This is a genomic window from Paracoccus aeridis, from assembly GCF_004923205.2.
Classification (GTDB): domain Bacteria; phylum Pseudomonadota; class Alphaproteobacteria; order Rhodobacterales; family Rhodobacteraceae; genus Paracoccus; species Paracoccus aeridis.
Genome location: NZ_SELD02000066.1, coordinates 119,235 through 142,408, shown reverse-complemented (window position 1 = coordinate 142,408; position 23,174 = coordinate 119,235). Strand labels below are relative to the sequence as shown.

The window sequence follows — 23,174 nt, the reverse complement described above, 5'->3', positions numbered from 1 at the left end:
CTGCGCCTGATCGTTCCGGCCGCCCACGGGCACTTGAACGCACCCGCCGCCGTGCCGGTCAGTGGTCTGCGGCGCCGGTCGCCGGGGCGACGTCGCCCATGTGGTCGATCCTGGCCATGTGGTCCGCGACATGGCCCACCTCGGCCAGCCATTCGTCGACCAGCCCGGGGTCGTCGGGGGCGGCGTGGACGCCCGGCACGAAGCGGCCCGCTTCCACCGCGACCGCCGCCAACGCGACCGGCGTCGACACCAGGCGGGCCATCGCCGAGCCGTAGGCGGACCCCTGCGCGTCGAGGACCCATTCCCTGTCATGAACGACCTCGCCGCCGCGTTCGGCGCGCAGGCGCACGAACAGCACGACCCGGTCCGGCTCGCCCGGATCGTAGGCGTGCTGCGCCCACAGCTCATCCGCCATCTGCGACAGCCGGGCGTCGCCACCGGGCCCGGTCAGCCCCTCGACCTCGGCGAAGATGTCGGCCCAGGCCTCGGCCCAGCCCTCCAGCCGGATGGTGCCGCGGACGAAATCCCGCACAGTCCAGTCGGGGCTGAAGCCGTAGGGCGCGACGAACTCGGTCGAATCGCGGTTGGGGTAGATCTCGAACCGCTCGGGGACGGGCAGGGGGGCGTCGTAGGGCTCGATCGCGTGCCAGGGCCGCTCGACCACCCGCGCCGCGCCGCCGCGGATCGACGTCGAGGGCGAACGCAGCGCGCGGAGCACGCCCAGGGGCGACCAGCTGAACTTGTAGCGGAACGGGTCGGGATGGCGCGGGATGCCGCCGCAGTAGCTGGTGAAGCTGACGACGTCGCCCGGCTGCGCGACCTCGCGGTAGCCGGCGACGAGGTCGTGCGCCATCAGGTGGTCGATGCCGGGGTCCAAGCCGACCTCGTTCACCAGCGCCACCCCCGCCGCGCGCGCGCGGTCGTCCATCGCCGCCATCGCGGGCGAGATGTAGGAGGAGCTGACGAAATTCGCGCAGCCGTCGAGGCAGAGCGCCGCGATGGTCGGGTGCAGGTCGGCGGGCAGCATCGACACGACCGTGTCTCCGGGCCGGACGGCCGCCCGGATCTCGTCCAGCGAGAACGGGCGGATGTCGGCGGTCAGATCGCCGACCGCGTCCTGCGCCACGTCCAGCTCGCGGTTCCAGACGGTGACCTCGTGGCCCCCGGCCAGCAGCCGGCGCAGGCCAGGGACCGACGAAAGCCCGGTGCCTATCCAGTGGATCGTCATGCCGCGGCCTCCTTCGAGCGGGCGTCGAAGACCGCACCCGCGCGGGCCCACGGGCCTTCGTCGATCCGGTCGAGCTGGCGCAGCACCGGCAGGAGCTGCTGCGCAAAGTCGAGGCTCGATTCGCGCGGCAGCAGCGAGGGCAGGTTGTCGATCGCCATGACGTCGAGCGGCGGGTTGTCCGCCACCCGGGCGGCGGGCGACGCCCAGCTGGTGATGTGGTCATAGACCGGCACCGGGTTGTAGGGGCCGTCGGGGTCGCAGGCCACGTCGCCGATCACGGTCAGCTCGCGCGGGCGCTGCACCGCTTCGGGCGGGACGAAGACGGGGCTGCCCGGGCGGGCGAAGATGCAGTTCAGGAACAGGTCGTGCATCATCACCTCGGGGAACGGGCCGCCGCTGCGGGTATCCTCGGACCCCCAGCGGGTGAGGTGCAGGCCCATCTCGGCCAGCAGGTCCGACGCGCCGGTCCCGACGCGTCCGTGCGCGCCGATGACAATCGCGGTGGGGCGGTTCCTGCCGGTCGCGTCCAGCTCTGCCCGCAGCGCGTCGGTCAGCGCGTGCCGGTCGGGATAGGGCAGGACCGGGCCGCAGATCCCGCCCCGCTGCTGCGCGGCCCAGCACTTGAGGCTGACCGCCGCGCCCGCGAACCCGGCCCAGTAGCCGAACGCCGCGAGCCTGCGGCCGCCCTCGTCCACGAGGTACTCGATGTCGTACAGCCGGCCGCCGCCCGCGCGGAAGCGGCCGAGCAGCGTTTCGGCCCCGCGCTGGCCCTTGAAGGCGTGGCCGAACATGACATGGCGGTGCGGCAGCGGCGTGCCGTCGGCGGGCAGTTCCTTCAGCCCGAAGACGATGGCGTCGCCGGGCGCGGTGGTCCACGACCCCTCGGGCGCGATCCGGGCGCCGGCGTCCGCGTAGTCACGGATCGGCAGCACGCGGCGGCGCGATTCCTCGACCGTGACGGCGAACCCTTCGCGGATCAGGTCGGCCACGCCGTCGGGGGTGATCCCCACCCGATCCTCGTTCAGCCGGCTTTCGGCGCGGACCCAGAGATGCGTCATGCGGCGATCCTTTCCGATCGGTCAGGGGAAGGCGAAGGCACGAGGTCCGGCGGCCCCGGCGGCCCCGGCGCCCCCGGCGACTGCGGCGCTTGCGGCGGAGGGGCGGCGCGCGCCGCGGAACGGACCGTCGCCCGCGGCGTCGATGCGGGCGATGGCGGCGGCGATATCCTCGGTGACGACCGACATGGCCCATGCGGTCGCATGGACCATGGTGCGGTCGTCGGTGGCCATCGCGACGTGGCCCGGCCAGAACAGGAGGTCGCCGCGCCGGATTTCGTCGGTTTCGGGAAAGGCCTGCGCCTGCAGGTCGCTGTCACCCGGGCAGGCGACCCCGCAGGCGTGCAGCGCCGCCTGCACGAGGCCCGAGCAGTCGATCCCCGCGCGGCTGTTGCCGCCCCACAGATAGGGCGTCCCGAGTAGCGACAGCGCCACGGCGGCCGCGTCGGGCGCGGGTTCGGCGGCGATGTGCCGGACGGGGACGAACAGGCCGTCGGCGAGGCGGGCGAACCTTCCCTCGGTCCCCGCGACGGACAGGCGCGCGCCCAGGGACAGGCCGATCCGCTCGCCCTGCTTGAAGTCGGGCTGCGGATACAGGTGCGTCGCCGGGGCGCTGACGCGGTGGGTGATGGGGGGCAGGTCATCGCTCAGGTGGCTGCCCGCGACCCAGCCGCAATAGCCATCGGCGGCGGCCTGCACGAAGCACCAGCCGTCGCGGTCCTCGATCACCGTCACGTCCGCGCCCACAAGCAGCTGCCGGTCGCGCGCGCCGCCCGGGGCGCGGCGCAGGTCCGACAGGGCGGCGGCGACCCGCATCGGGCGGCCGTCGGTCAGGGCCTCGCGCGCGATGCCCCAGCCGCGCAGCGCAATGCGGTCGGTGGCGGGGGTCAGGCGGCGGTCCATCAGGCAATTGCCGGCAGCGCGTGCAGGATCGCGCGCATGCCCTGCCCGACGCCGCCCCTGGGCCGGCCCGGCGCGGCGCTGGGCTGCCAGCCGTAGATGTCGAAATGCGCGTAGGTCCCCGCGCCTTCGGTGAAGCGGCGCAGGAACAGCGCGGCGGTGATCGCGCCCGCGAAGCCGCCGCCCGGCGCGTTGTCGAGATCGGCGATGGCGGGCTCGATCATCGCCTCGTAGGGTTCCCAGAACGGCATCCGCCAGATCGGGTCGGCGTTGTCGCGGCCTGCGCCGTAAAGCGCGTCGGCCACCCGGTCGTCGTCGCAGAAGAACGGCGGCAGGTCCGGCCCCAGCGCGACCCGCGCCGCGCCCGTCAGCGTGGCCATGCTGACGAGGAGCGCCGGCCGTTCCTCGGCCGCGAGTGCCAGCGCGTCGGCCAGCACCAGCCGCCCCTCGGCATCGGTGTTGTTGACCTCGACCGTCAGGCCCTTGCGGCTGGCCAGCACGTCGCCGGGGCGGAAGGCGTTGCCGCCGATTGCGTTTTCCACCGCCGGAACCAGCACCCGCAGCCCGCGCGCCCGGCCAAGCCGGGCCAGCGTCTCGGCCAGCCCGAGGACGTTCGCGGCCCCGCCCATGTCCTTCTTCATCAGCAGCATCGACGCAGCGGGCTTGATGTCGAGGCCGCCGGTGTCGAAGCAGACGCCCTTGCCGACCAGCGTGACCGCCGGGCCGTCACCCGGAAAGCGGATGCCGATCAGCCGCGGCGCCTGCGCGGCCGCCCGCCCGACCGCGTGGATCATGGGGAAGTTCTGCGCCAGCAGGTCGTCGCCCGCGATCACGGCGACCTGCGCGCCGTGGCGCCGGGCAAGATCGCGCGCCGCCGCCTCCAGCGCGTCTGGCCCCATGTCCGATGCGGGGGTGTTGATGAGGTCGCGGGCGAGGTATTCCCCCGCTGCCTGCGCCAGCACGAGATCGGCGTCGACCCCGTCCGGGCAGACCAGCCGCGCGCGCGCCGGCTCGGCCTGCTTGTAGCGGTCGAAGCGGTATTCGGCGAACAGCCAGCCGAGCGCGCCGTGGGCGAGGTCGTAGTTCCCGGGCGCGCCCTCGATCCGCCAGTTCCCCGCCGGCAGCGCCTCGGCCGCGCGGGCCAGGGTGAAGCGTTCGCGGGTAGGGCGGTCGGCGGGCGTGGCGGGTTTTCCGATGCCGAACAACGCGCCGCGAAGGCCGCCATCCCCCGGCAGCAGGCAGACCTGCCCCGGCTTTCCCGTGAAGCCCGTCGCCGCGGGCCAGGCCGCATCGACGCCGTCCGGCAGCATCGGCCCGTCATCCCCCTGCGGCACCAGCCACAGCGGGCGGCTGTCTGCGTCGACGGGGGCGAAGGCGGGCGGGGTCATGGGAAGGCTCCTGCTGGTAGCGCGATCGTTGTCGGCCCGATCATGGCACAATGGAAGTCCGGCGGGCATCCTGCCAGCGCGCGGCTTCAATCCGCCAGCGCGCAGGGGTGCCATGCAGCCGGAAAGCGCCCTCGGCCCTTCACTTTCCGCGCCGTTTCCGCTAACCGCGCACGTCTTCATGCGGAAGACCGGGATCTGAAAGGAACGCCGATGGGCTACAAGGTCGTCGTCGCGGGCGCCACGGGCAACGTGGGCCGCGAAATGCTGAACATCCTCGCCGAGCGGGAGTTTCCGGCGGACGAGGTCGTGGCGCTCGCCTCGCGCCGCAGCCTCGGGACCGAGGTCAGCTTCGGCGACAAGACCCTGAAGACCCGCGACATCGAGGAGTTCGACTTCACCGGCTACGACATCGCCCTGTTTGCGATCGGGTCCGAGGCGACGAAGCAGTACGCGCCGATCGCCGCGAAGGCCGGCTGCGTCGTGATCGACAACTCGAGCCTCTACCGCTACGACCCGGACGTGCCGCTGATCGTGCCCGAAGTGAACGCCGACGCGATCACCGGCTATGCCAAGCGCAACATCATCGCGAACCCCAACTGCTCGACCGCGCAGATGGTCGTGGCGCTGAAGCCGCTGCACGACCGCGCCCGGATCAAGCGCGTCGTCGTGGCGACCTACCAGTCGGTCAGCGGCGCGGGCAAGGACGGCATGGACGAGCTGTGGTCCCAGACCAAGGGCATGTACGTGCCGGGGCAGGAGGTCGAGCCGAAGAAGTTCCAGAAGCAGATCGCCTTCAACGTGATCCCGCAGATCGACGTGTTCCTTGATTCCGGCGAGACCAAGGAAGAATGGAAGATGGTCGCGGAGACCAAGAAGATCCTCGACACCCGGGTGAAGGTCACGGCGACCTGCGTCCGGGTGCCGGTGTTCGTCGGCCATTCCGAGGCGATCAACATCGAGTTCGAGGATTTCCTGGACGAGGACGAGGCCCGCGACATCCTGCGCGAGGCGCCGGGCGTCCTGGTGATCGACAAGCGAGAGCCGGGCGGCTACGCGACCCCGGTCGAATGCGTGGGCGACTACGCGACCTTCGTGTCGCGGATCCGGCAGGATCCCACCGTGGAAAACGGCCTGAACCTGTGGTGCGTCAGCGACAACCTGCGCAAGGGCGCGGCGCTGAACGCGGTCCAGATCGCGGAGCTGCTGGGCAACAGGGTGCTGAAGAAGGGGTGAGCCGGGAAAGGGAAAGGTCCAGTGGACCTTTCCCCGGCGAACGCCCAGAGCGCGAGCGAAGGGCCGGAGGGAAGGGTCCAGTAAACTTTCCCCGGTCAACCCGCTACACGGCGGCACCGGCCGGAAGCCGCCTCCACACCAAACCACGAAAGGGCACCCCGGCGGCGCCCTTCCTGATTCAGATCGCGTGGAACCCGCCGTTGTCCAGCTGCCACAGCCGGCCGTCGCCGATGTCGTGGACCAGCCCGTGCAGGCTCATCTCGCCCGCCTCGACCTTGGCCGCCACGAACGGGAAGGTCATCAGGTTTTCCAGCGACACGATCACCGCCTGGCGTTCCAACTCGGCCACCCGCTCGGGTTCGGGCAGGTCCTTCACCCGCTCGTAGCCGGGGCGCAGGATGTCCATCCAGCGGCCGACGAAGCTGGTCTTTTCCTCCAGTTCCGGCGCGTGGCCCGAGCACATCGCAAGGCAGCCCGCGACGCCGCCGCAGCGGGTGTGGCCGACGACGATCAGATGCGCGACCCGCAGCGTCTGGACGGCGTATTCCACGGCGGCCGAGGTGCCGTGCTGTTCGCCGTCGGGCGCGTAGGCCGGGACCAGGTTCGCGATGTTGCGGTGGATGAAGAACTCGCCGTTGTCGGCCCCGAAGATCGAGGTCACGTGGACCCGCGAATCGCAGCACGAGATCACCATCGCGCGGGGCCGCTGGCCGTCCTCGGCAAGCCTGCGGTACCAGGCGCGGTTTTCGGTGAACGCAGTTGCCTTCCAGCCGTGATAGCGCTGGACGAGATAGCTCGGCAGGGCCGTGACGTTCTGCATGGCGCACCCCTCGTGTTGTTGCGGGCCGAGTCTTAGGAGCCTGACGCTTAAAGTTCGAGAGGCTTATCCGTTGCCGTGTAAGCTTTTCTTGATCCCGCCATGTCAAGGTCCCCGCAGGATTTGGGAAAGCGGCAGGATCTGATGGCGAAGTTGGCCAGGCTGGACATCACCGAGGACGTGCGCTTCGACGGGCGCCGCATGGGCGAGATCGTGGACGAGCTGGGCGAAAGCACGGCCGAGTCCGTGATCTGCGCGGCGCTGGAACAGCTCGCGAACGGTCTTTCCGCCACCCGCAACGCGGCCGTCGCGGGTGACCGTGCCGGCACCGTGGCGCAGGCGGAAGCGGTCGCGCGTCTGGCGTGGCAGCTGGGGCTGGTGTCCCTGGCCGGGGTCGCGGTCGATGTCGGGCGCTGCGCCGATCACCGCGACCAGTCGGCGCTGTCGGCGACGCTGGCGCGGTTGATGCGGGTGGGGCGGCGGTCGCTGACCGAGATCTGGGACGGCGCCGACATGGCCGGGTGAGGTCAGTTCAGGTGCAGGCGCGGGTCGGTGTCCATCAGCGCGCGGACCCAACGCGCCTCGGATCCGAAGTCGTGCGGGACCTGTTCCGCCGTGCGCCGCCCCGACAGCGACCGCGAGGCGAAGAAGTCGAAGCCGAAAAGATCGAGCCGCGAGAGCCGCGAACGCAGGCAGAGGTCGATCATCATGGCGCCCGTGGTCGGCGGCGCGCCGAGACGTGCGGCCAGCGCCCGGTAGTCGGGCAGCGGGTGCAGGTAGAAGCCCGGTCCGCTCGCGCTGCGCCAGTCCAGCCGCTTGCGCTTGGGCGACATCCAGAGGATGCGCCGCGGCGACAGGCGCGCGCGGTCGGCGTCCGGCAGGCGCGTCGCCAGCGCCAGCCAGTCGGTGCGGGTGCCGTGGCTTTCAAGCGCCGGCATCGGCGCGCGGTTGATGCGGATCACGAGGTCGGCCCCGTCGATCGCGGGCCCGTGCCGCGCATCCGAGAGCGCCCGGGCGTTCCCGACCAGCGCCACCCGCTTGCCGTCGAGCAACGCCAGCACCTCGTCCTGCGGGGCCGAAAGCGACGCGAGCGTCCCTTCGTCGCGCAGGGTCCGCGCGAGATGGAAGCGCAGCGGGGTCACGACAGCAGCCGCAGGTAGACGTCGACGATGGCCCGCGCCTCGGTCTCGATCGCGTGGTTGTGGACGACGTGCCGCCGCGCGGCTTCTCCGGCCCGCGCGCGGCCCGCGTCGTCCGAAAGCCATCGGTCCAGCGCCGCTTCCAGGGCGTGGGCGTCGTCGCGGGGGACGAGCGTCCCGGTCTCGCCGTCCCGGATCAGGGTCTCGTAGGCGCCCGCCCGGCTCGCGATCACGGGCACCCCGCAGGCCATCGCTTCCAGCGGGGTGAGGCCGAACCCCTCCCACCTCGCGGGGGCGGCGAACAGGTCGAGCGCCTGGTAGTGGCGGACAACCTCGTCCCACGGGATCTCGCCCAGGAAGCGGACGCGGTCGCCGATCCCCGCGGCCGTCGCGCGGGCCATCAGATCGTCGGCGAAGGCGCGGTTGTCGGGCGTGATCCGGCCCGTGAAGACCAGCGCCGCGCGCGGATGGCGCGGAAAGACGCGGATCGCCGCCTCGACCAGCAGGTCCACGCCCTTCTGCGCCCGGACCCGTCCGAAGCAGCCCACCAGGACCGCGTCGGCGTCAAGGCCGAGGTCGCGCCGCAGCGCCGCCCGGTCCTCCGCGGGGCGGAACACGGCCGTGTCCACCCCGTGCAGGATCACCGTCGCGGGGCGTTCGAGAAAGCTCGCGGCCTGCGGCGAGGTCGCGATCACCGCGTCCTGACGCCGGATCAGCCAGCGGGTGAAGCCGGTATGCGCCCGCTGCGCCGCGCTGGTGAACAGCAGCCGGTAGCGCCGCCGCAGCACGCGCCGCAGGATCAGCCCCAGCGCCATTTCCGTGTTCCGCCGCGCGTGCCAGACCCGCCAGCGGTCGCGGGGCAGGGACGCCGCGCGGGAAAGGGGGATGTGCGGCAGGTCGCCCGGCAGCCCCGGCCCGGTCGTCACGATCCCGATCATCCGCGCCTGCACCGGCACCAGCCGCACCACGGTCGCGGTGACGCCCGACAGGCGGCGCTTGAGGTTCGGGGCCACGACCTCGATCATGCTGCTGCGGGGAACTTCGTCAGGCATGGCGGGGCTCTGGTTGGGGCAGTCCGCGCCAGCCTATACCCCAAGCCGCGCCGACCGCCACCTGCGCCCGCCCCGGAGGCCCGCCCCGGAGGCCCGTCTCAAACCCGCCCCAGCGCCGCCGCCGCCCACAGCGCCGCCTGCGACAGCCCGCCCTGCCGGTAGAACCCGCCCCGCCGCATGGCGGCCAGCCGCGCCGCGGGCCCGCCCTCGACGAGGCGCCGGAACTCGGCCAGCGTGCGCCGCTTCTCGGCGCTGAACAGCGGCGCGCAGCGCGTGAGCGCGTCGAGGTTGCGCCGGCTCCAGTCCGCGTGCTCGCCCCGCAGCATCCGGCCGAGGCTGGCTGCACGCGATCGCGCGCCGTCGTTCGCGCCGACCACGTTGCCGCCGTGCTGGCGGTACTGCACCCAGGGGGTGGGGTCGTAGACGACCCTGCCGCCCGCGCCGCTGACGACCTGGTAGATCCACCAGTCGTGCATCACCACATCGCCCGCGACCATGTCGGCGGTCTGGACCAGCCGCAGCGCCGCCGGGTTCAGGACCAGCGTGTTGCCCTGGACCATGTTCTGCACCAGCGCGTGCCGGAACGACGGCGGCCTGCGCGGCAGCCGCGACAGGCCCACGGGCGCAAGCGCACGGTCGCAGATCGTCACGCGGCTGCAATAGATCGCCGGCCGCTCCGCCGGCAGCGACGCCAGCACCTTTGCCGCGCGGGCGAGCTTGCCCGGCAGCCACACGTCGTCCTGATCGGACAGCGCGGCCAGGTCGCCCGCCGGCGCGGCGCGCAACAGGGCGCGGAAGTTCGCGGCCGCCCCGCTGCGCGGTCCGTCCCGCAGCGTGACCCGACCGGGATGGCGCCCGGCGAAGTCGCGCACCATCGCAGGCCCCTCGTCGGTCGATCCGTCGTCGCCCACGATCAGCCGCCAGTCCACGTCATCCTGGCCCGCGATGCTGTCCAGCTGCGGGCGCAGGAACGCCGCGCCCTGGTACAGCGCCATCAGCACGGTCACGCGGGGAAGGGCCTGGCTCATGCGGTCATCCTTGCAGGGGCGGAGCCCCCCGGAGGCTCTGGCAGACGCGGGACGGCGCGTCTAGGCTGGCGCGCAGGGAAAACACGGGGACGTCATGCGGATCATCGGCACGGAAATCGAACCTCAACTCGACTGGATCGCGCTCACCGATGCGATCGCCGCGGGTCACGAACTGCCCCGCGCCCAGATCGCCGACAGCTTCCTGTATCGCGGCGGCGACACGCTTCTGACCCGCAGCGCGTGGATCGACGGGCTGGGGCTGGCGGTCAAGGCCGCGACCGTGTTCCCGGGCAACGTCGAGGCGGGCAGGGCGATGGTGAACGGCACGGTGAACCTGCTGGACGACGTGACCGGAGAGCTGCAGGCGCTGGTCGATTTCCATCTCGTGACCCGGTGGAAGACCGCGGGGGACAGCCTGCTGTCGGCGCGCAGGCTGGCGCGGCGGGACGCGCGGCGGGTGCTGGTCATCGGCGCCGGAGCGGTCGCGGCCAGCATGGTCGAGGCGTACCGCGCCATGATCCCCGATGCCGCGGTGACGATCTGGAACCGGACCCACGCATCGGCCGAGCGGCTGGCGCAGCGGGTTGGCGCGACGGCGGCGACCGACCTCGAATCCGCCGTCCGCGACGCCGAGATCATCGCCACCACGACCATGTCCACCACCCCGGTGCTGCCGGGCGAGTGGCTGTCGCCCGGCACCCATGTCGACCTGATCGGCGCCTATCGCCCCGACATGCGCGAGGCCGACGACGAGACGCTGCGCCGCGCCCGCCTGTTCGTGGACAGCCGCGCGACGACGCTGGGCCATATCGGCGAGATCCAGATCCCGCTGGACCAGGGCGTCATCACCAGCAACGACGTGCTTGCCGATTTCTACGACCTGCCCGCGGGCGCCTATGCCCGGCAGTCAGACGACGAGATCACGGTCGCCAAGAACGGCGGAGGCGCGCACCTGGACCTGATGACGGCGAAGTACATCCAGTCGGTGGCGGACGCCTGAAACGTTGCCGCCGCCCTGTCTCAGGCCGGCGCCGTCCGCGGCTCGCGCCGCAGCAGCGCCGGCACCTCGCGCACGGGCAGGTGGATCAGCGCCGAGAACGCGCCGACGCCGACCCCCACCCACCAGACGATGGTGTAGTCGCCGTAGGCGTCGTACAGCCGACCGCCCAGCCAGACGCCCATGAACGATCCCAGCTGGTGCGACAGGAACACGAAGCCGTACAGCGTGCCCATGTAGCGCAGCCCGTAGATGTAGGCCACGAGGCCCGAGGTCAGCGGCACCGTCGCGAGCCACAAGGATCCCATCCCGAGCGAGAAGATCAGCACCGTCGCCGGCGTGATCGGCGTCAGGATGAACCACGCCGCGATCAGCGTCCGCAGCGTGTAGATCCCGGCCAGCAGGTACTTGCGGCTGTAGCGCTTGCCCAGCCACCCGGAGAGGATCGAGCCCACGATGTTGGTCAGCCCGATCACCGAGATCGCGACCGCGCCCAGTGCCGACGTCGTGGTGATCCCCAGCGCGGCCAGGCCGCTGTCCGGGGCGATCGGGCCGCACATCTCGGTCACCATCGCCGGGAAATGGGCGGTGATGAAGGCAAGCTGGTAGCCGCAGGAAAAGAACCCGGCGAAGATCATCAGGTAGCTCGGGTCCGTGAAGGCGCGCTTCAGGACCGTGCCCATGCTCTCCTCCAGCTCGGTCCGGCTCGCGGGCGCGCGCGACTTCAAAAGCGGCAGGAACAGGAGCGTCGTCAGCACGAGGCCCGCGAACACCATGAAGACCTGCGTCCACGGCATGATGGACAAGAGCCCCTCGGCCAGCGGCGCGCCGATGACCTGCCCCGCGGACCCCGCGGCAGTGGCGATGCCCAGCGCGAGGCTGCGGTTCTCCTCGCTCGCCGCCCGGCCGACGATGGCCAGGATCACGCCGAAGCCCGTCCCCGCGATCCCGAAGCCCACGGCGATTTCCCACATCTGCATCGCCTCGGGCGTCGTCGCCATCGCGGTCATCAGCAGCCCGAAGGAATAGAGCGCCGCACCCAGGATGATCGCCCAGCGGTCGCCCCAGCGCTCGGCCAGCGCCCCGAACAGCGGCTGCCCGATCCCCCAGGCGAGGTTCTGGATCGCGATGGCAAGGCTGAACTCGGCCCGTGGCCAGCCGAAGGTCTCGGCGACCGGGATCTGGAACATGCCGAAGCTGGCGCGGAGCGCGAAGTTGATCAGCAGGATGATCGACCCGCCGATCAGCACGGGCGTGATCAGGCGCGAGGACGCATGGGCGGCGTGGGTGGACATGGGAACGCTCCGCTGCCGCACGGCCGCGGCTCGGGCCGAAGCTTCGCGCCGGCCCGCGCCTGCGTCAACGGGGCGTATGCCGCGTCAGCTGCATAGCCGCCCTGCAACGTCAGTTGCATGGTCCCGTCGCAACGTCAGTTGCGAAGCTCCATCGCAGCGTCAGCCGCCTGGCCACTTCGCGGCTGCAAGGCCCGCGTGGCGCCCGGTGGCAAGGCAGGTGGTCAGCAGGTAGCCGCCCGTGGGCGCTTCCCAGTCGATCATCTCGCCGGCGACGAAGGTGCCGGGCCGGGCCGGCAGGTGCAGGCCGGGGCCGAGGCTGGCCGCCGTGACGCCGCCCGCGGACGAGATCGCCCGGTCCAGCCCCATCGCGCCCTCGTGCCGCAGCGGCAGGCGCTTGATCAGCGCGGCCAGGGCCGCCGGATCATCCGGCAGCGGCCGCCCCCACTCCATCAGCAGCGCCACCCGCAGCGGATCGCCCAGCACCCGCCGCAGCCGGTTGCCGACGGAAAGCTTGCCCCGCGGCTGCGCCAGCCGCGCCGCCAGGGCCGCGACCCCGACCCCGGGCGCGAGATCGACGAAGCCCGCCGCCCCGTCGCGCAGAGCGGCCGACACCTCGTAGATGCCGCCGCCTTCGACGCCTTGCGCGGTGACCACCCACTCGCCCCGGCTGGCAAGGCGCCCGGCGCTCAGCGCCGTCCCCTTGACCGCCTGCCCGGCGTGCCGCGCCATGTGCCCGGACCATTCCACGCGGAAACCCATGTTCGCGGGCCGGAACGGCGCGACCTCCACGCCTGCGCCCCGCAGCCACGGCACCCACGCCGCGTCCGACCCGAGCCGGGGCCAGCTCGCCCCGCCGAGGGCGAGCACGACCGCCTTCGCGATCACCGCCCGCGCCCCGCCGGGGGTCTCGAACCGCAGCCGGTTCCCGTCGAACCCGGCCCACCGCCAGCGCGTCCGCAGCTCCACCCCGGCCGAAGCCAGCCGCGCCAGCCACGCCCGCAGCAGGGGCGACGCCTTCATGCCCACCGGAAACACCCGCCCCGTGGACCCGGTGAACAGCTCGATCCCAAGCCCCCGCGCCCAGTCCGCGACCTCGTCCGGCCCGAACGCCTCGACGATCCGCCGCAGATCTTCTGTCCGGAAATATCCCGGGGGTTCGGGGGCAGCGCCCCCGTCCAGCCGTGCCGCGAACACCTCCGCCGGTTCCGCCCTGGTCAGGTTCAGCCCCGACTTCCCCGCCATCAGGAACTTGCGCGCGGGCGTCGGCATGGCTTCGGCCACCACCACCCGCAGCCCGGCCCCGGCCATCGCCTCGGCCGCCATCAGCCCGGCCGGGCCGCCGCCGATCACCAGCGCCTCGACCTCCTCGGGCGTTTCGATCACCGCCGTCCCCGGGGCATCATCGCAAGCCGGATCAGCGCGCGTTCCATCACCGCCATCGCGGGCGCCCGCGACGACGAGCGGAGCGTCAGGTCGGTGTCCAGCAGCAGGTGCAGCGCGTCTTCCAGCGGCCGCATCCCCCAGCCCTGCGCCTGCCGCGCCATCCGGTCGCGGCGAGGGCCGAACACCGGCGGGCGCATCCGCGACAGCCCCGCCGCCGCGCCGCCGGGGTCCGAGGCGGCCGTGTGCAGCGCGCGGAAATGGCGCAGCGCGGCAATGCAGATGGTGACCGGAAGGATGCCCTGCGTCCCGATCCGCTGCATCAGCGGGCCCAGTTCCGCGGACCGCCCCTCGGCCGCGGCGTGGATCAGGTCGTCCACGTCGGCCTCGATCGTGGCGGGGGCGAGGGCCGCGATCTCCTCGCCGGTCAGGGGCTCGTCGTCGCCGCGCTTGTAGAGGCCGATCTTCTCGACCGTCTGCCGGAAGTCGCCCGGGTCGATCGCGCGGGACAGCGCCACGAGATCGCGCATCGCGTGCGGCGGCACGGCGCGCAGGCCCGCGTCGGAAAGCCAGGCGGCGATCTCGTCCTCGGTCGGCGGGTCGTCGTAGATGGGGGCCGCGACGGCGGCCGGGTGGCTTTCGAACAGCTTCCTGAGCGCGGAGGCCCTGGTCAGCGTGCCCGCCGTCACCACGATCACCGCGTCGCCGCGGGTCCAGTCGTCCAGCGCCGCCCTGATCGCGGGGGCGGTGGTGTCGGTGGCATCCTCGACCAGCGCCACGCGCGGGCCGGGGAAGAAGCCGACGGCCTTCACCTCGTCGATCAGCCGCGCCGCGTCCTTGCGCAGGTCGGCCCCGGGGATCCGGGTCAGCCGCATCTCGGTGTCGGCGTCGGGGCCGGTCAGGGCAGCCACCGCCTCGGCCCGCTTCAGCGAGACCCGCATCGGGTCCTGCCCGTGGATCAGCAGCCCCGGCCGGGTCGGGTCGGGCCGCGCGAGGTAGCGCGCGATCTCTGCCCCTTTCAGGTTCATCGGGCCGCGCCCGCCGTCAGCGCGCCGCGGGCGCAGCGGCGAGAAGCCGCGTCACCACCTGGTCGGCCAGCATGGTCGTCAGCCGCGCGCGCGCGTCACGTTCGCCCGCGGTGGTGGCGATGGTCGTGCCGACGGTGGAATAGCTGGTGAAGTTGCTGACCTGCCCCTCGGTCACGCGGGCGCCCGACGCGCTGTCGGTCAGCTGGTAGGTCGCGGTGCCGTTCAGCGAATAGCGCGTCGTGACCTCGTCGGGCGTGATCGCCTGCGGCACAACCGCGACCGTCAGGCGGTAGGCCAGGTCGTAGCGCGACCCTTCGGGGCCGAGCCGGTCCTGGACCTGGCGCATGAAGGTGAAGTCGTCCTGCGTCCTGGGATCGGCGACGCGGACCTGCCCGAAAAGCGCGGTCCCGCCCCCCTGCGGCCCATAGACCGGGGTGAAGCCGCAGGCGCCGACCGCGAGCAGCGTGGCGAGCGCGGCTACCGCGGCGCGGCGCGAGGGGTCACGCCACGACATTGACGATCCGCCCCGGCACGACGATCAGCTTCCGGGGCGCCTGCCCGTTGAGGTGGCGCCGCACCGCCTCGTCGGCCAGCACCGCCTGCTCGATCTCGGCCTGCGCCATGCCGGCCGGCACGGTGATCTCGCCCCGCCGCTTGCCGTTGATCTGGATGGGCAGGGTCACGCTGTCCTGCACCAGCGCCGCCGGGTCCGGAATGGGCCACGGGGCATCGACCGCAAGGCCGGTGCCGCCCGAGAGCTTCCAGACATCCTCGGCCAGGTGGGGGACCATCGGCGCGAGCAGCTGCGCGGCGATCCGCAGGACTGCGCGGCGCGGCTCGCCCGAGGCCTGCGACCGGCCGATGGCGTTCGCGAGTTCGTAGAGCTTCGCCACCGCCTTGTTGAAGGCGAACCCCTCGATCGCGCGCGTCACCTCGTCGATGGCGCGGTGGGCGCTGCGGGTCAGGTCGGCGTCCTCGCGGTCCTCGGCCCCGGTTTCCTCGGCCAGGCGGTGGACGCGGGCCAGGAACTTCGCCGCCGCCTCGGCCCCCGACGCGGTCCATTCCACGTCCCGCTCGGGCGGCGAATCGGACAGCATGAACCAGCGGGCGGTGTCGGCGCCGAAGGACTGCACGATGTTGACCGGGTCCACGACGTTCTTCTTGGACTTCGACATCTTGGCCGAGGGAATGACCTCGACCGGCGTCCCGTCGGCGAGCTTTCCGTCCCGCACATCCTCGGGCAGGTGGTAGACCGGGCGGCCGCGGTCGTCGCGGGTCAGGTAGATCTCGTGCGTGACCATCCCTTGCGTGAACAGCGCGGCGAAGGGCTCTGCCGACTTTTCGGGCAGGTGCCCCGTCCTGACCATCGCCCGGGCGAAGAAGCGGGAATAGAGAAGGTGCAGGATCGCGTGCTCGATGCCGCCGATGTACTGGTCGACGTTCATCCAGTAGTCGGCGTCCGCCCTGTCGGTCGGCGTCTGTGCGTGGGGCGCGGTGAAGCGGGCGTAGTACCAGGACGAATCGACGAAGGTGTCCATCGTGTCCGTCTCGCGCCGGGCCTCGCCCCCGCATCGCGGGCAGGTCGCCTGCCGCCAGGTCGGGTGGCGGTCCAGCGGGTTGCCCGGCACGTCGAAGGTCACGTCGCGCGGCAGAAGGACGGGCAGGTTCGCCTTCGCCTCGGGCACGGTGCCGCATTTCCGACAATGGACGACCGGGATCGGGCAGCCCCAGTAGCGCTGGCGCGAGATGCCCCAGTCGCGCAGGCGGTACTTGGTGACGCCCTCGCCATAGCCCGCGGCCTCGGCGTGGTCGATGGCGGCCGCCACGGCAGCCTCGCCCGTCTGGTCGGCCTCGCCCGAGAAGCCGCGGACGTAGGTGACGGGTTCGGACTTCAGGGGGACGAACGGCTCGGCCGCCACCAGCGCGTCCGCCTCGGCCTTCGTCATGCCGGGCTTGCCGAAGGTCGCGCGGATCGGCAGGCCGTATTTCACGGCGAAGTCATGGTCGCGCTGGTCGTGGGCGGGCGACCCGAAGATCGCGCCGGTGCCGTAGTCCATCAGCACGAAGTTCGCGATCCAGACCGGCAGCTGCCAGTCGGGGTCGAGAGGGTGGCGGACGCGGATGCCGGTGTCGAGCCCCAGCTTCTCGGCCGTCTCCACCGCCTCCTCGCTGGTGCCGAGCTTGCGGGCGGCGGCGTTGAACGCGGCCACCCCGGCGTCCGCTTCCAGCGACCTGGCGAGCGGGTGGTCGGGGCTGATCGCCACGAAGCTTGCGCCCAGCAGCGTGTCGGGGCGGGTGGTGTAGACCTCGATCTGCGGGACGTCGGGGACGTTCACGGTGTCGAACCGGAACTGGAGCCCGCGCGAGCGGCCGATCCAGTTGGCCTGCATCAGCCGCACCTTTTCCGGCCAGCCGTCCAGCCCGTCGAGCGAGGTCAGCAGCTCGTCGGCGTAGTCCGAGATGCGGAAGAACCACTGCGTCAGCTCGCGCCGTTCCACCGGCGCGTTCGAGCGCCAGCCCTTGCCGTCGATCACCTGCTCGTTAGCGAGCACGGTCATGTCCACCGGGTCCCAGTTGACCACCGCGGCCTTGCGGTAGATCAGCCCGGCTTCCAGCATGTCGAGAAACAGCGCCTGCTGCTGCGCGACGTAGCCGTCGTCGCAGGTGGCGAACTCGCGGCTCCAGTCGATCGACAGGCCCAGCGGCTTCAGCTGGTCGCGCATGGTGGCGATGTTGGCGTAGGTCCAGTCGCGCGGGTGGCCGCCCTGTTCCATCGCGGCGTTCTCGGCCGGCATCCCGAACGCGTCCCAGCCCATCGGGTGCAGGACGCTGAACCCCTGCGCGCGCTTGTAGCGCGCGACCACGTCGCCCATCGTGTAGTTGCGCACGTGCCCCATGTGGATGCGCCCCGAGGGGTAGGGGAACATCTCGAGCACGTAGTATTTCGGCCGCTCGTCGCGGACCGCGCGGAAGGTGCCGGCCTCGTCCCACGCCTGCTGCCAGCGGGGTTCGCTGTTGGCTGGATCATAGGGCATGGACGGACCTCCGCGGAAAAGCTGCCGGCCGGGTTTAGCCGCGCGCCTGCCCGAGGTCTAGCTTCTCCGCCAGCAGTCGCCGCTGAGGGCGGCGGCGGTCAGTAGCGCGAATCGCGGACGCGAAGCTGCCGGGCGCGGGTCAGGATCGCGTCCTCGATCGCGCGCACCGTGTCGGGGGCGACGGCGGTGCCGCCCGCGCCCTGCAGCGACAGGCGCAGGCTGCGCGCGTCGAGCGCGGGGTCGCTGATGTTCACGGTGGCGCGGTAGGGGCGGCCGCCGCCGGGGGGCGTGCCGTAGCCGGTCACGATCACCCCGGTGAAGGGGTCGATCGACTGGATCGGCAGGAAGTTCAGCACCTCGAGGCTGGCGTTCCACAGGTAGCGGTTCACCGCGACCGCCTGGTCGGGGTTGCCGTTGTTGCCGAACACGTCCCAGATCGTCGTGGTCTGGTTTTCCTCGCGCGTCGTGGCCACCGGGCTGTCGCCCGCGCCGCCCCCGCACGAGGCCACGAGCCCCGCCACGATCACCACGGCCCCGAAGCGGCAGGTCTGTCGTTTCATCGCGGCCCTCGATCCCCATGTTCTTGTCGCCGTTTTCTTACCGTGATCCGCGCCCGAGCGACAAGCGGGTTGCGTTCCCGGGCCGACCTGCGGCGGGTTCCCGCATCCGCCGGTGCAGGGGGAACACGGATGTGTGACCTTAAGGCCGCACAGCAGCGACGATTCAGGTGCGGCCCCGCCGATTTGTTTGCCTTGAAAGGCCAAAACCGGGACACCTGCGAACATACCCAGGGTGAGGCATCGCCGCCGGGTTACTGAGAGAGAAGAGGGATAAGACATGAAAAAGGTTCTGATCGCGACCACCGCCCTGGTCTGCTCGGCCGGCTTCGCCACCGCCGACGTGAAGATCTCGGGCTACGGCCGCACCGGTATCGACTACCAGGAAGACCGCACCATCGGTGGCGTCGACGCCAACGAGACCCAGATCATCAGCCGCCTGCGGATGAACGTCGACGCGTCCAAGACCACGGATAGCAACGTCGACTTCGGCGCCCGCTTCCGGATCCAGTGGGACCAGAACAACTCGGTCCGCGGCGACGGCGGCGTCATCAACGCCGGCCAGCTGTGGGTTCGCTCGCAGGGCCTGACCGTCGCCGTCGGCAACGTCGGCTCGGCCTACGATGACGCGGAACTGATCTCCGACGCCGAAGTCGGCATCTACGACCGTTCGTTCGCGGACGCGGCCGGCGCGTTCTTCACCTACGAGTCGAGCCCCTACGACGGCGATGCCGTCGCGGGTTCGGAATACCGCCTCGGCCTGTCGGCCGAATACGACTTCGGGCCGTTCGCGACCAAGCTGTCGTACATCGACCCCGACCAGTCGGGCACCGATGAAGCCGAAGACACCTTCGGCCTGGAAGAAGAATACGCCCTGTCCGTGTTCTACGAAGCCGACCGCTTCTCGGTTTCGGCCGCGGGCGTCCTGAACGGCGCAGGCATCGAGGACAACGACCAGTACTTCATCGGCGGCGCCTACAAGCTGCGCGACACCATCCAGGTCGGCCTGAACCTGATCGACAACGGCGAAGACCGCTTCATCGACGTCAACGACAACGATGCCGACGGCGACTTCACCGAGATTCTCGAAGAAAGCGTCGGCACGACGATCGCGCTCTACGGCTCGTTCGCGTTCACCCCGGTGACCACGTTCGAAGCCTACGTCGCGAACAACGACTCGGACGGCAAGGAAACCGACACCGCGTTCGGTCTGGGCGTGAACTACGACCTGGGCGGTGGCCGCCTGTCGGCCGCCATCGAGCGTGGCTACGAAGAACAGATCCGCGCCGACGCCGGCGTGCGCTTCGACTTCTGATCCAGCCGATCACGTGCAAGACTGGAAGAGCGGGCCTTGCGCCCGCTCTTTCCGTTTGAAAGCCTAGCGGCATGAGCGAACCCCCGCCCGTGCGAGCTTCGACCCTGCGAAGCCCGACAGCCTGACTGCATGACGCCCCACCGCATGAACTTTGACGCATGAACTCCGACGCATGACCCTCGACGACATCACCCGCCGCATCCGTGCGGCCGAAGCCGGCGTCGGCCGGGCGCCGGGCAGCGTCACGCTGATCGCGGTCAGCAAGGTCCAGCCGGAAGACCGGGTTCGCGCGGTGCTCGACGCGGGCCAGCGCGTCTTCGGGGAAAACTACGTCCAGGAGGCGCAGGCCAAGTGGCCTGGCTGGCGGACCGCGTATCCCGGCGTCGAGCTGCACATGATCGGACCGCTGCAGGGCAACAAGGCGCGCGCCGCCACGGGCCTGTTCGATGCCATCCACACGCTGGACCGCGCGTCGCTCGCCACCCGGCTCGCGCGGCTGGCGGACGAGACGGGGCGCCAGCCCGCATTGTTCGTGCAGGTCAACACCGGGTCCGAGCCGCAGAAGGCGGGCGTCCTGCCCGGCGACGCCGACGCCTTCATCGCCGCCTGCCGTGCGGACGGGTTGCGGCTGGACGGCGCCATGTGCATCCCGCCCGACGGCGAGGACCCGGTGCCGCATTTCCGCCTGCTGCGGTCGATCGCGCAGGCCAACGGGCTTTCCGGGCTGTCGATGGGGATGAGCGCGGATTTCGAGACCGCGATCGCCGAGGGCGCGACCCATGTGCGGGTCGGCAGCGCGATCTTCGGCGCGCGGGTACCGGCCCGGCGGGCCTGACGGCTATTCCGCCGCCACGTCGGTCCGCCGCTCGCCCTCGGCCAGCCGGCAGATGCGGGCGATCAGCGATTCGAACCGTTTCGCCGTCGTGTCGAAACCGTCATGCGGGCGCAGCGTCGTTTCGTCCATGTACAAAGACCGGTCGATCTCGATCTGCAGGGCGTGGCGGCGCTCGGCCGGGCGCCCGTGCGCGGTCAGCACATAGGCGCCCGCGAAGGGCGAGTTCCGGCGGATGCGGAACCCCGCCGCCGCCTCGCACGCGATGCGGTTGCCGAAGGCCCGGCTCGCTGAGACGCCGTTGCGGTCGCCCAGCACCAGTTCGGGCGGGGTGCCGGGCAGGTGGCTCAGCGCCGCGTGGGGCATGGAGTGGGCGTCGATCAGGATCGCCTGCCCAAAGCGGCCCCAGGCCTCGTCCATCAGCGCCGCGAGCGCCGCGTGATAGGGCCGCCATGCCTCGTCGATCCGTCGCATCGCCTCGGCCCGCGGCAGGGGGCGGTGCCGGATCTCGCGCCCCTGCGCCACCACGCGCGGGATGACGCCCAGCCCCGACAGCACCCGCGCACTGGCGCGGCCGGGGCTGGTGCCTTCGACGGCGCGCGGGTCGATCTCGTCCGCGGCGCGGTTCAGGTCCACCAGCGCGCGCGGCACCCGCGCGGTCAGGACCACCGCGCCGTGCCGGGTGGCGGGCGCGATCAGCCGGTCGACGAACGCGTCCTCGGACGAGCGCAGCTCGAACGGGGTCAGCCGCGATTCGGCCAGGAACCAGTCGGGATAATCCCGCCCTGAATGGGGCGAGGCGAAGATGACGCCGCCGGTCCAGCGCTCCGGCCGGGCAAGGTCGAAGAGGGTCGGGAATTCGCGCTGCATGAAAGGCCGTTCCGTCGCTCGCCCGCAACAGTTACAGGCAAGTCGAACGGATCGCAAAGGCCACTTGCAAGGGGCGGGAAGCGCCGATATAGACACGCGGACCAGAAGGTTCGGGGGCGCAGGTCCCGGAATCACATGGCACGGGCGGTTAGCTCAGCGGTAGAGCACTACGTTGACATCGTAGTGGCCACTGGTTCGATCCCAGTACCGCCCACCACTGTTTCGCCGCCCCCGGCACGTCACCGGGGGCATTAATGTTTCAAGGCGCACTCGCGAGCGCCGCGAAGAGGAGAGAGACCGATGAAGGTTCGCAACTCGCTGCGTTCGCTGAAAGAGCGTCACCGCGACTGCCAGATCGTGCGCCGCAAGGGCCGCGTCTACGTGATCAACAAGACCCAGCGCCGGTTCAAGGCCCGCCAGGGCTGATCGTCCCGGTCCCCGCGCGGGGTCATGATGAACGCAAGGCCCGTGGCGATTGCCACGGGCCTTTTCCGTTGTCCGGTCCTGTCGTGCGGTCCTGCGGGCCGATCCTGCAGGCCGATCGCCCGCCCCGAAGGGCGGGCGCCGTTCGTGCCTACAGGGTGCCCAGCATCTTCAGCAGCGTCTGCTGCGTCGCGTAACCCGTGACCGTCAGGTTGTTGCGGCGCTGGTATTCGCGCAAGGCGTTCCGGGTCGAGGACGTGAAGTTCCCGTCCACGGTGCCGGTATTGTAGCCCAGCTCCTTCAGCCGGTTCTCGACCAGGCGGCGGACGGTCGGTTCAGGCAGAAGCTCGGATTCCGCGTCGGCGTACTGGTCCAGCGTGCGGGCGATGATCCGGTCGGCCTCGTCCGCGTGGGCGCCGTTCGGATAGGCGTCGAGATAGGCCTGGTAGCCCGCCAGCGTCTTGGCCGAGGTCGCGCGCTGCCAGGCCGCCTCGTCCGAGCGGCTGGTCGACGAGCCGGTCCCCGACCCGGTGTCGGTGACCCGGTTCCCCTGGTTGCGCAGCGTGCGGTACTGGTCGCCGTTGAGGAAGCCGGTCGCGGGCCAGCCGTTCGCACCCTGCCAGCGGCCAAGCGCGTTGCGCGTGCCCGATCCGAACACGCCGTCGGTCCCGTTGGTGCTGTAGCCCAGCCGGGTCAGCGCGCGCTGCACCTCGATCCGTTCGCTGCGGTTGAGCGACAGCAGCTGCTCCTCGACCTCGTCGTTGCCGGGGCGGGGGGCGGTGCGGGTGCCGGCCTGTTCGCGCAGCGTGGCAAGCTGGGCCGCGTTCAGGTAGCCCGAGCGGGTGAACCGGTTGGCCTGCTGCCAGTTGCCGATCGCGCGGCGGGTGCCCGATCCGAACAGCCCGTCGGCGCCATTGGTGTCGTAGCCGAGATTGGTCAGCTGCTGCTGGATCTTCACCCGGTCGTTGCGCGACAGGTTCAGCGCCAGTTCGCTGCTCGACGAACTGCTGGCGCGGTCCGTGGTGGTGCCGCCGCCGCCGGACGTGCCGGCATCGTTCGCCTGCCGGCGCAGGAGATTGACCTGGTCGGCGTTCAGGTAGGTCGTGGGCTGCAGCTTGTTGGCCCGCTGCCACGCGGTGATGGCCGCGCGGGTGCCCCGCCCGAACGTGCCGTCGGTGCCGTTGGTGTTGTAGCCGAGCGTGTTCAGGTCGCGCTGGATCTGCCGGCGCTCGGTCGAGGACAGGCGCAGGCTCGCTTCCAGCCGTTCGGCTTCGGACGGGCCGGTGCGGCCGGTGGTGGGCTCGTCCCGGCGCTCGACGGGCTGGCCGGTCGCCGAGGCGATCCGTTCCCGGGCCGTCGCCGCGTAGCGCCCGTTCGGGTAGTCGTCGAGGTAGGACCGGTAGGCCGTGACCGTGTTGCGCCGCTGCGCCGCGTCCCAGAGCGCGCGTTCCTGTTCGGCCGCCTGCTGCGCCGTCAGGCCCTGGACGACCGTGCCGAGGATGTCCTCCAGGTTCTGGGCCTGCGCTGCGGGAGAGGAGAGAAGGACCGCCGACGCCAGTGCCGCGGAAATGCCGAGTTTCAGTCCGACCATGCGGAAACCTC

The 23,174-nt window shown here is 71.4% G+C and carries 22 protein-coding genes and 1 tRNA gene; 7 read left to right on the top strand and 16 right to left on the bottom strand.

Annotated elements, in window-relative coordinates; all coding sequences use genetic code 11:
• Positions 1–58: 58 nt before the first annotated feature.
• The 4 genes from ELI80_RS15470 to ELI80_RS15455 are packed head-to-tail and all read right to left on the bottom strand — an operon-like array spanning position 59 to position 4,571.
• Positions 59–1,228, bottom strand: coding sequence for a saccharopine dehydrogenase C-terminal domain-containing protein (locus ELI80_RS15470; protein WP_136653197.1), 1,170 nt, complete (start codon positions 1,226–1,228; stop codon positions 59–61).
• Positions 1,225–2,286, bottom strand: a complete 1,062-nt coding sequence (locus ELI80_RS15465) for a saccharopine dehydrogenase (protein WP_136653196.1) — start codon at positions 2,284–2,286, stop codon at positions 1,225–1,227. The genes ELI80_RS15470 and ELI80_RS15465 overlap by 4 nt, the downstream gene beginning before the upstream one ends.
• A 21-nt stretch (positions 2,287–2,307) precedes the next feature.
• Positions 2,308–3,186: a C40 family peptidase gene (locus tag ELI80_RS15460; protein WP_136653195.1), complete on the bottom strand. Its 879-nt coding sequence runs from the start codon at positions 3,184–3,186 to the stop codon at positions 2,308–2,310.
• The gene (locus ELI80_RS15455) at positions 3,186–4,571 is read right to left on the bottom strand and encodes a leucyl aminopeptidase family protein (RefSeq protein WP_136653194.1); all 1,386 of its coding nucleotides are present in this window, start codon (positions 4,569–4,571) and stop codon (positions 3,186–3,188) included. The genes ELI80_RS15460 and ELI80_RS15455 overlap by 1 nt, the downstream gene beginning before the upstream one ends.
• A 210-nt stretch (positions 4,572–4,781) precedes the next feature.
• Between ELI80_RS15455 and ELI80_RS15450 the strand changes: the two genes are divergently transcribed.
• On the top strand, positions 4,782–5,804 hold the full coding sequence (locus ELI80_RS15450) for an aspartate-semialdehyde dehydrogenase (protein ID WP_136653193.1): 1,023 nt from the start codon (positions 4,782–4,784) through the stop codon (positions 5,802–5,804).
• Positions 5,805–5,982: 178 nt separating this feature from the next.
• On the opposite strand, the gene ELI80_RS15445 is transcribed toward ELI80_RS15450, so the two are convergent.
• Entirely contained in the window at positions 5,983–6,624 is a 642-nt protein-coding gene (locus ELI80_RS15445) for a carbonic anhydrase (protein ID WP_136653192.1), read from the bottom strand.
• 141 nt (positions 6,625–6,765) lie between these two features.
• Here ELI80_RS15445 and ELI80_RS15440 point away from each other — a divergent pair, with 141 nt between their 5' ends.
• On the top strand, positions 6,766–7,146 hold the full coding sequence (locus ELI80_RS15440; protein WP_136653191.1) for a hypothetical protein: 381 nt from the start codon (positions 6,766–6,768) through the stop codon (positions 7,144–7,146).
• 2 nt (positions 7,147–7,148) lie between these two features.
• Here ELI80_RS15440 and ELI80_RS15435 read toward each other — a convergent pair whose 3' ends face one another.
• The 3 genes from ELI80_RS15435 to ELI80_RS15425 all read right to left on the bottom strand — a co-directional run bounded on the left by ELI80_RS15435 (position 7,149) and on the right by ELI80_RS15425 (position 9,840).
• The gene (locus tag ELI80_RS15435) at positions 7,149–7,763 is read right to left on the bottom strand and encodes a glycosyltransferase family 29 protein (protein ID WP_136653190.1); all 615 of its coding nucleotides are present in this window, start codon (positions 7,761–7,763) and stop codon (positions 7,149–7,151) included.
• Positions 7,760–8,812 carry a glycosyltransferase family 4 protein gene (locus tag ELI80_RS15430; protein WP_136653189.1) on the bottom strand — a complete coding sequence of 351 codons (1,053 nt, stop codon included), beginning with the start codon at positions 8,810–8,812 and terminating at the stop codon, positions 7,760–7,762. Before ELI80_RS15430 ends, ELI80_RS15435 begins: the two co-directional genes overlap by 4 nt.
• A 98-nt stretch (positions 8,813–8,910) precedes the next feature.
• Positions 8,911–9,840: a glycosyltransferase family 2 protein gene (locus tag ELI80_RS15425; protein WP_136653188.1), complete on the bottom strand. Its 930-nt coding sequence runs from the start codon at positions 9,838–9,840 to the stop codon at positions 8,911–8,913.
• Between the two features lie 94 nt (positions 9,841–9,934).
• Between ELI80_RS15425 and ELI80_RS15420 the strand changes: the two genes are divergently transcribed.
• Positions 9,935–10,840: an ornithine cyclodeaminase family protein gene (locus ELI80_RS15420; protein ID WP_136653187.1), complete on the top strand. Its 906-nt coding sequence runs from the start codon at positions 9,935–9,937 to the stop codon at positions 10,838–10,840.
• 20 nt (positions 10,841–10,860) lie between these two features.
• Here the strand turns inward: ELI80_RS15420 and ELI80_RS15415 are convergent, their stop codons facing one another.
• The 6 genes from ELI80_RS15415 to ELI80_RS15390 all read right to left on the bottom strand — a co-directional run bounded on the left by ELI80_RS15415 (position 10,861) and on the right by ELI80_RS15390 (position 18,135).
• Positions 10,861–12,132: an MFS transporter gene (locus ELI80_RS15415; protein ID WP_136653186.1), complete on the bottom strand. Its 1,272-nt coding sequence runs from the start codon at positions 12,130–12,132 to the stop codon at positions 10,861–10,863.
• A 159-nt stretch (positions 12,133–12,291) separates the two neighbouring features.
• Positions 12,292–13,512, bottom strand: a complete 1,221-nt coding sequence (locus ELI80_RS15410; RefSeq protein WP_136653292.1) for a TIGR03862 family flavoprotein — start codon at positions 13,510–13,512, stop codon at positions 12,292–12,294.
• Positions 13,512–14,540, bottom strand: a complete 1,029-nt coding sequence (holA, locus tag ELI80_RS15405) for a DNA polymerase III subunit delta (RefSeq protein ID WP_136653185.1) — start codon at positions 14,538–14,540, stop codon at positions 13,512–13,514. Before holA ends, ELI80_RS15410 begins: the two co-directional genes overlap by 1 nt.
• A gap of 16 nt (positions 14,541–14,556) precedes the next feature.
• Complete coding sequence (lptE, locus tag ELI80_RS15400; RefSeq protein WP_136653184.1) at positions 14,557–15,054, bottom strand: LPS assembly lipoprotein LptE; 498 nt, start codon at positions 15,052–15,054, stop codon at positions 14,557–14,559.
• The gene (gene leuS, locus ELI80_RS15395) at positions 15,041–17,575 is read right to left on the bottom strand and encodes a leucine--tRNA ligase (RefSeq protein WP_136653183.1); all 2,535 of its coding nucleotides are present in this window, start codon (positions 17,573–17,575) and stop codon (positions 15,041–15,043) included. Before leuS ends, lptE begins: the two co-directional genes overlap by 14 nt.
• A gap of 98 nt (positions 17,576–17,673) precedes the next feature.
• A complete protein-coding gene (locus ELI80_RS15390; protein ID WP_136653182.1) occupies positions 17,674–18,135 on the bottom strand; it encodes a DUF3576 domain-containing protein in 462 nt (153 codons plus the stop codon).
• A gap of 277 nt (positions 18,136–18,412) precedes the next feature.
• Here ELI80_RS15390 and ELI80_RS15385 point away from each other — a divergent pair, with 277 nt between their 5' ends.
• On the top strand, positions 18,413–19,447 hold the full coding sequence (locus ELI80_RS15385) for a porin (RefSeq protein WP_136653181.1): 1,035 nt from the start codon (positions 18,413–18,415) through the stop codon (positions 19,445–19,447).
• A gap of 172 nt (positions 19,448–19,619) precedes the next feature.
• On the top strand, positions 19,620–20,282 hold the full coding sequence (locus tag ELI80_RS15380; protein WP_136653180.1) for a YggS family pyridoxal phosphate-dependent enzyme: 663 nt from the start codon (positions 19,620–19,622) through the stop codon (positions 20,280–20,282).
• 3 nt (positions 20,283–20,285) lie between these two features.
• Here the strand turns inward: ELI80_RS15380 and ELI80_RS15375 are convergent, their stop codons facing one another.
• Positions 20,286–21,149 (bottom strand): N-formylglutamate amidohydrolase, encoded by an 864-nt coding sequence (locus ELI80_RS15375; protein WP_136653179.1) that lies wholly within the window; start codon positions 21,147–21,149, stop codon positions 20,286–20,288.
• A gap of 142 nt (positions 21,150–21,291) precedes the next feature.
• Here ELI80_RS15375 and ELI80_RS15370 point away from each other — a divergent pair.
• Both ELI80_RS15370 and ykgO read left to right on the top strand, forming a co-directional pair.
• A tRNA-Val gene (locus ELI80_RS15370) sits at positions 21,292–21,366 on the top strand.
• An 83-nt stretch (positions 21,367–21,449) separates the two neighbouring features.
• Complete coding sequence (gene ykgO, locus ELI80_RS15365; protein ID WP_112873261.1) at positions 21,450–21,575, top strand: type B 50S ribosomal protein L36; 126 nt, start codon at positions 21,450–21,452, stop codon at positions 21,573–21,575.
• Between the two features lie 148 nt (positions 21,576–21,723).
• On the opposite strand, the gene ELI80_RS15360 is transcribed toward ykgO, so the two are convergent.
• Positions 21,724–23,163, bottom strand: coding sequence for a peptidoglycan-binding domain-containing protein (locus ELI80_RS15360; protein WP_136653178.1), 1,440 nt, complete (start codon positions 23,161–23,163; stop codon positions 21,724–21,726).
• Positions 23,164–23,174 lie beyond the last annotated feature (11 nt).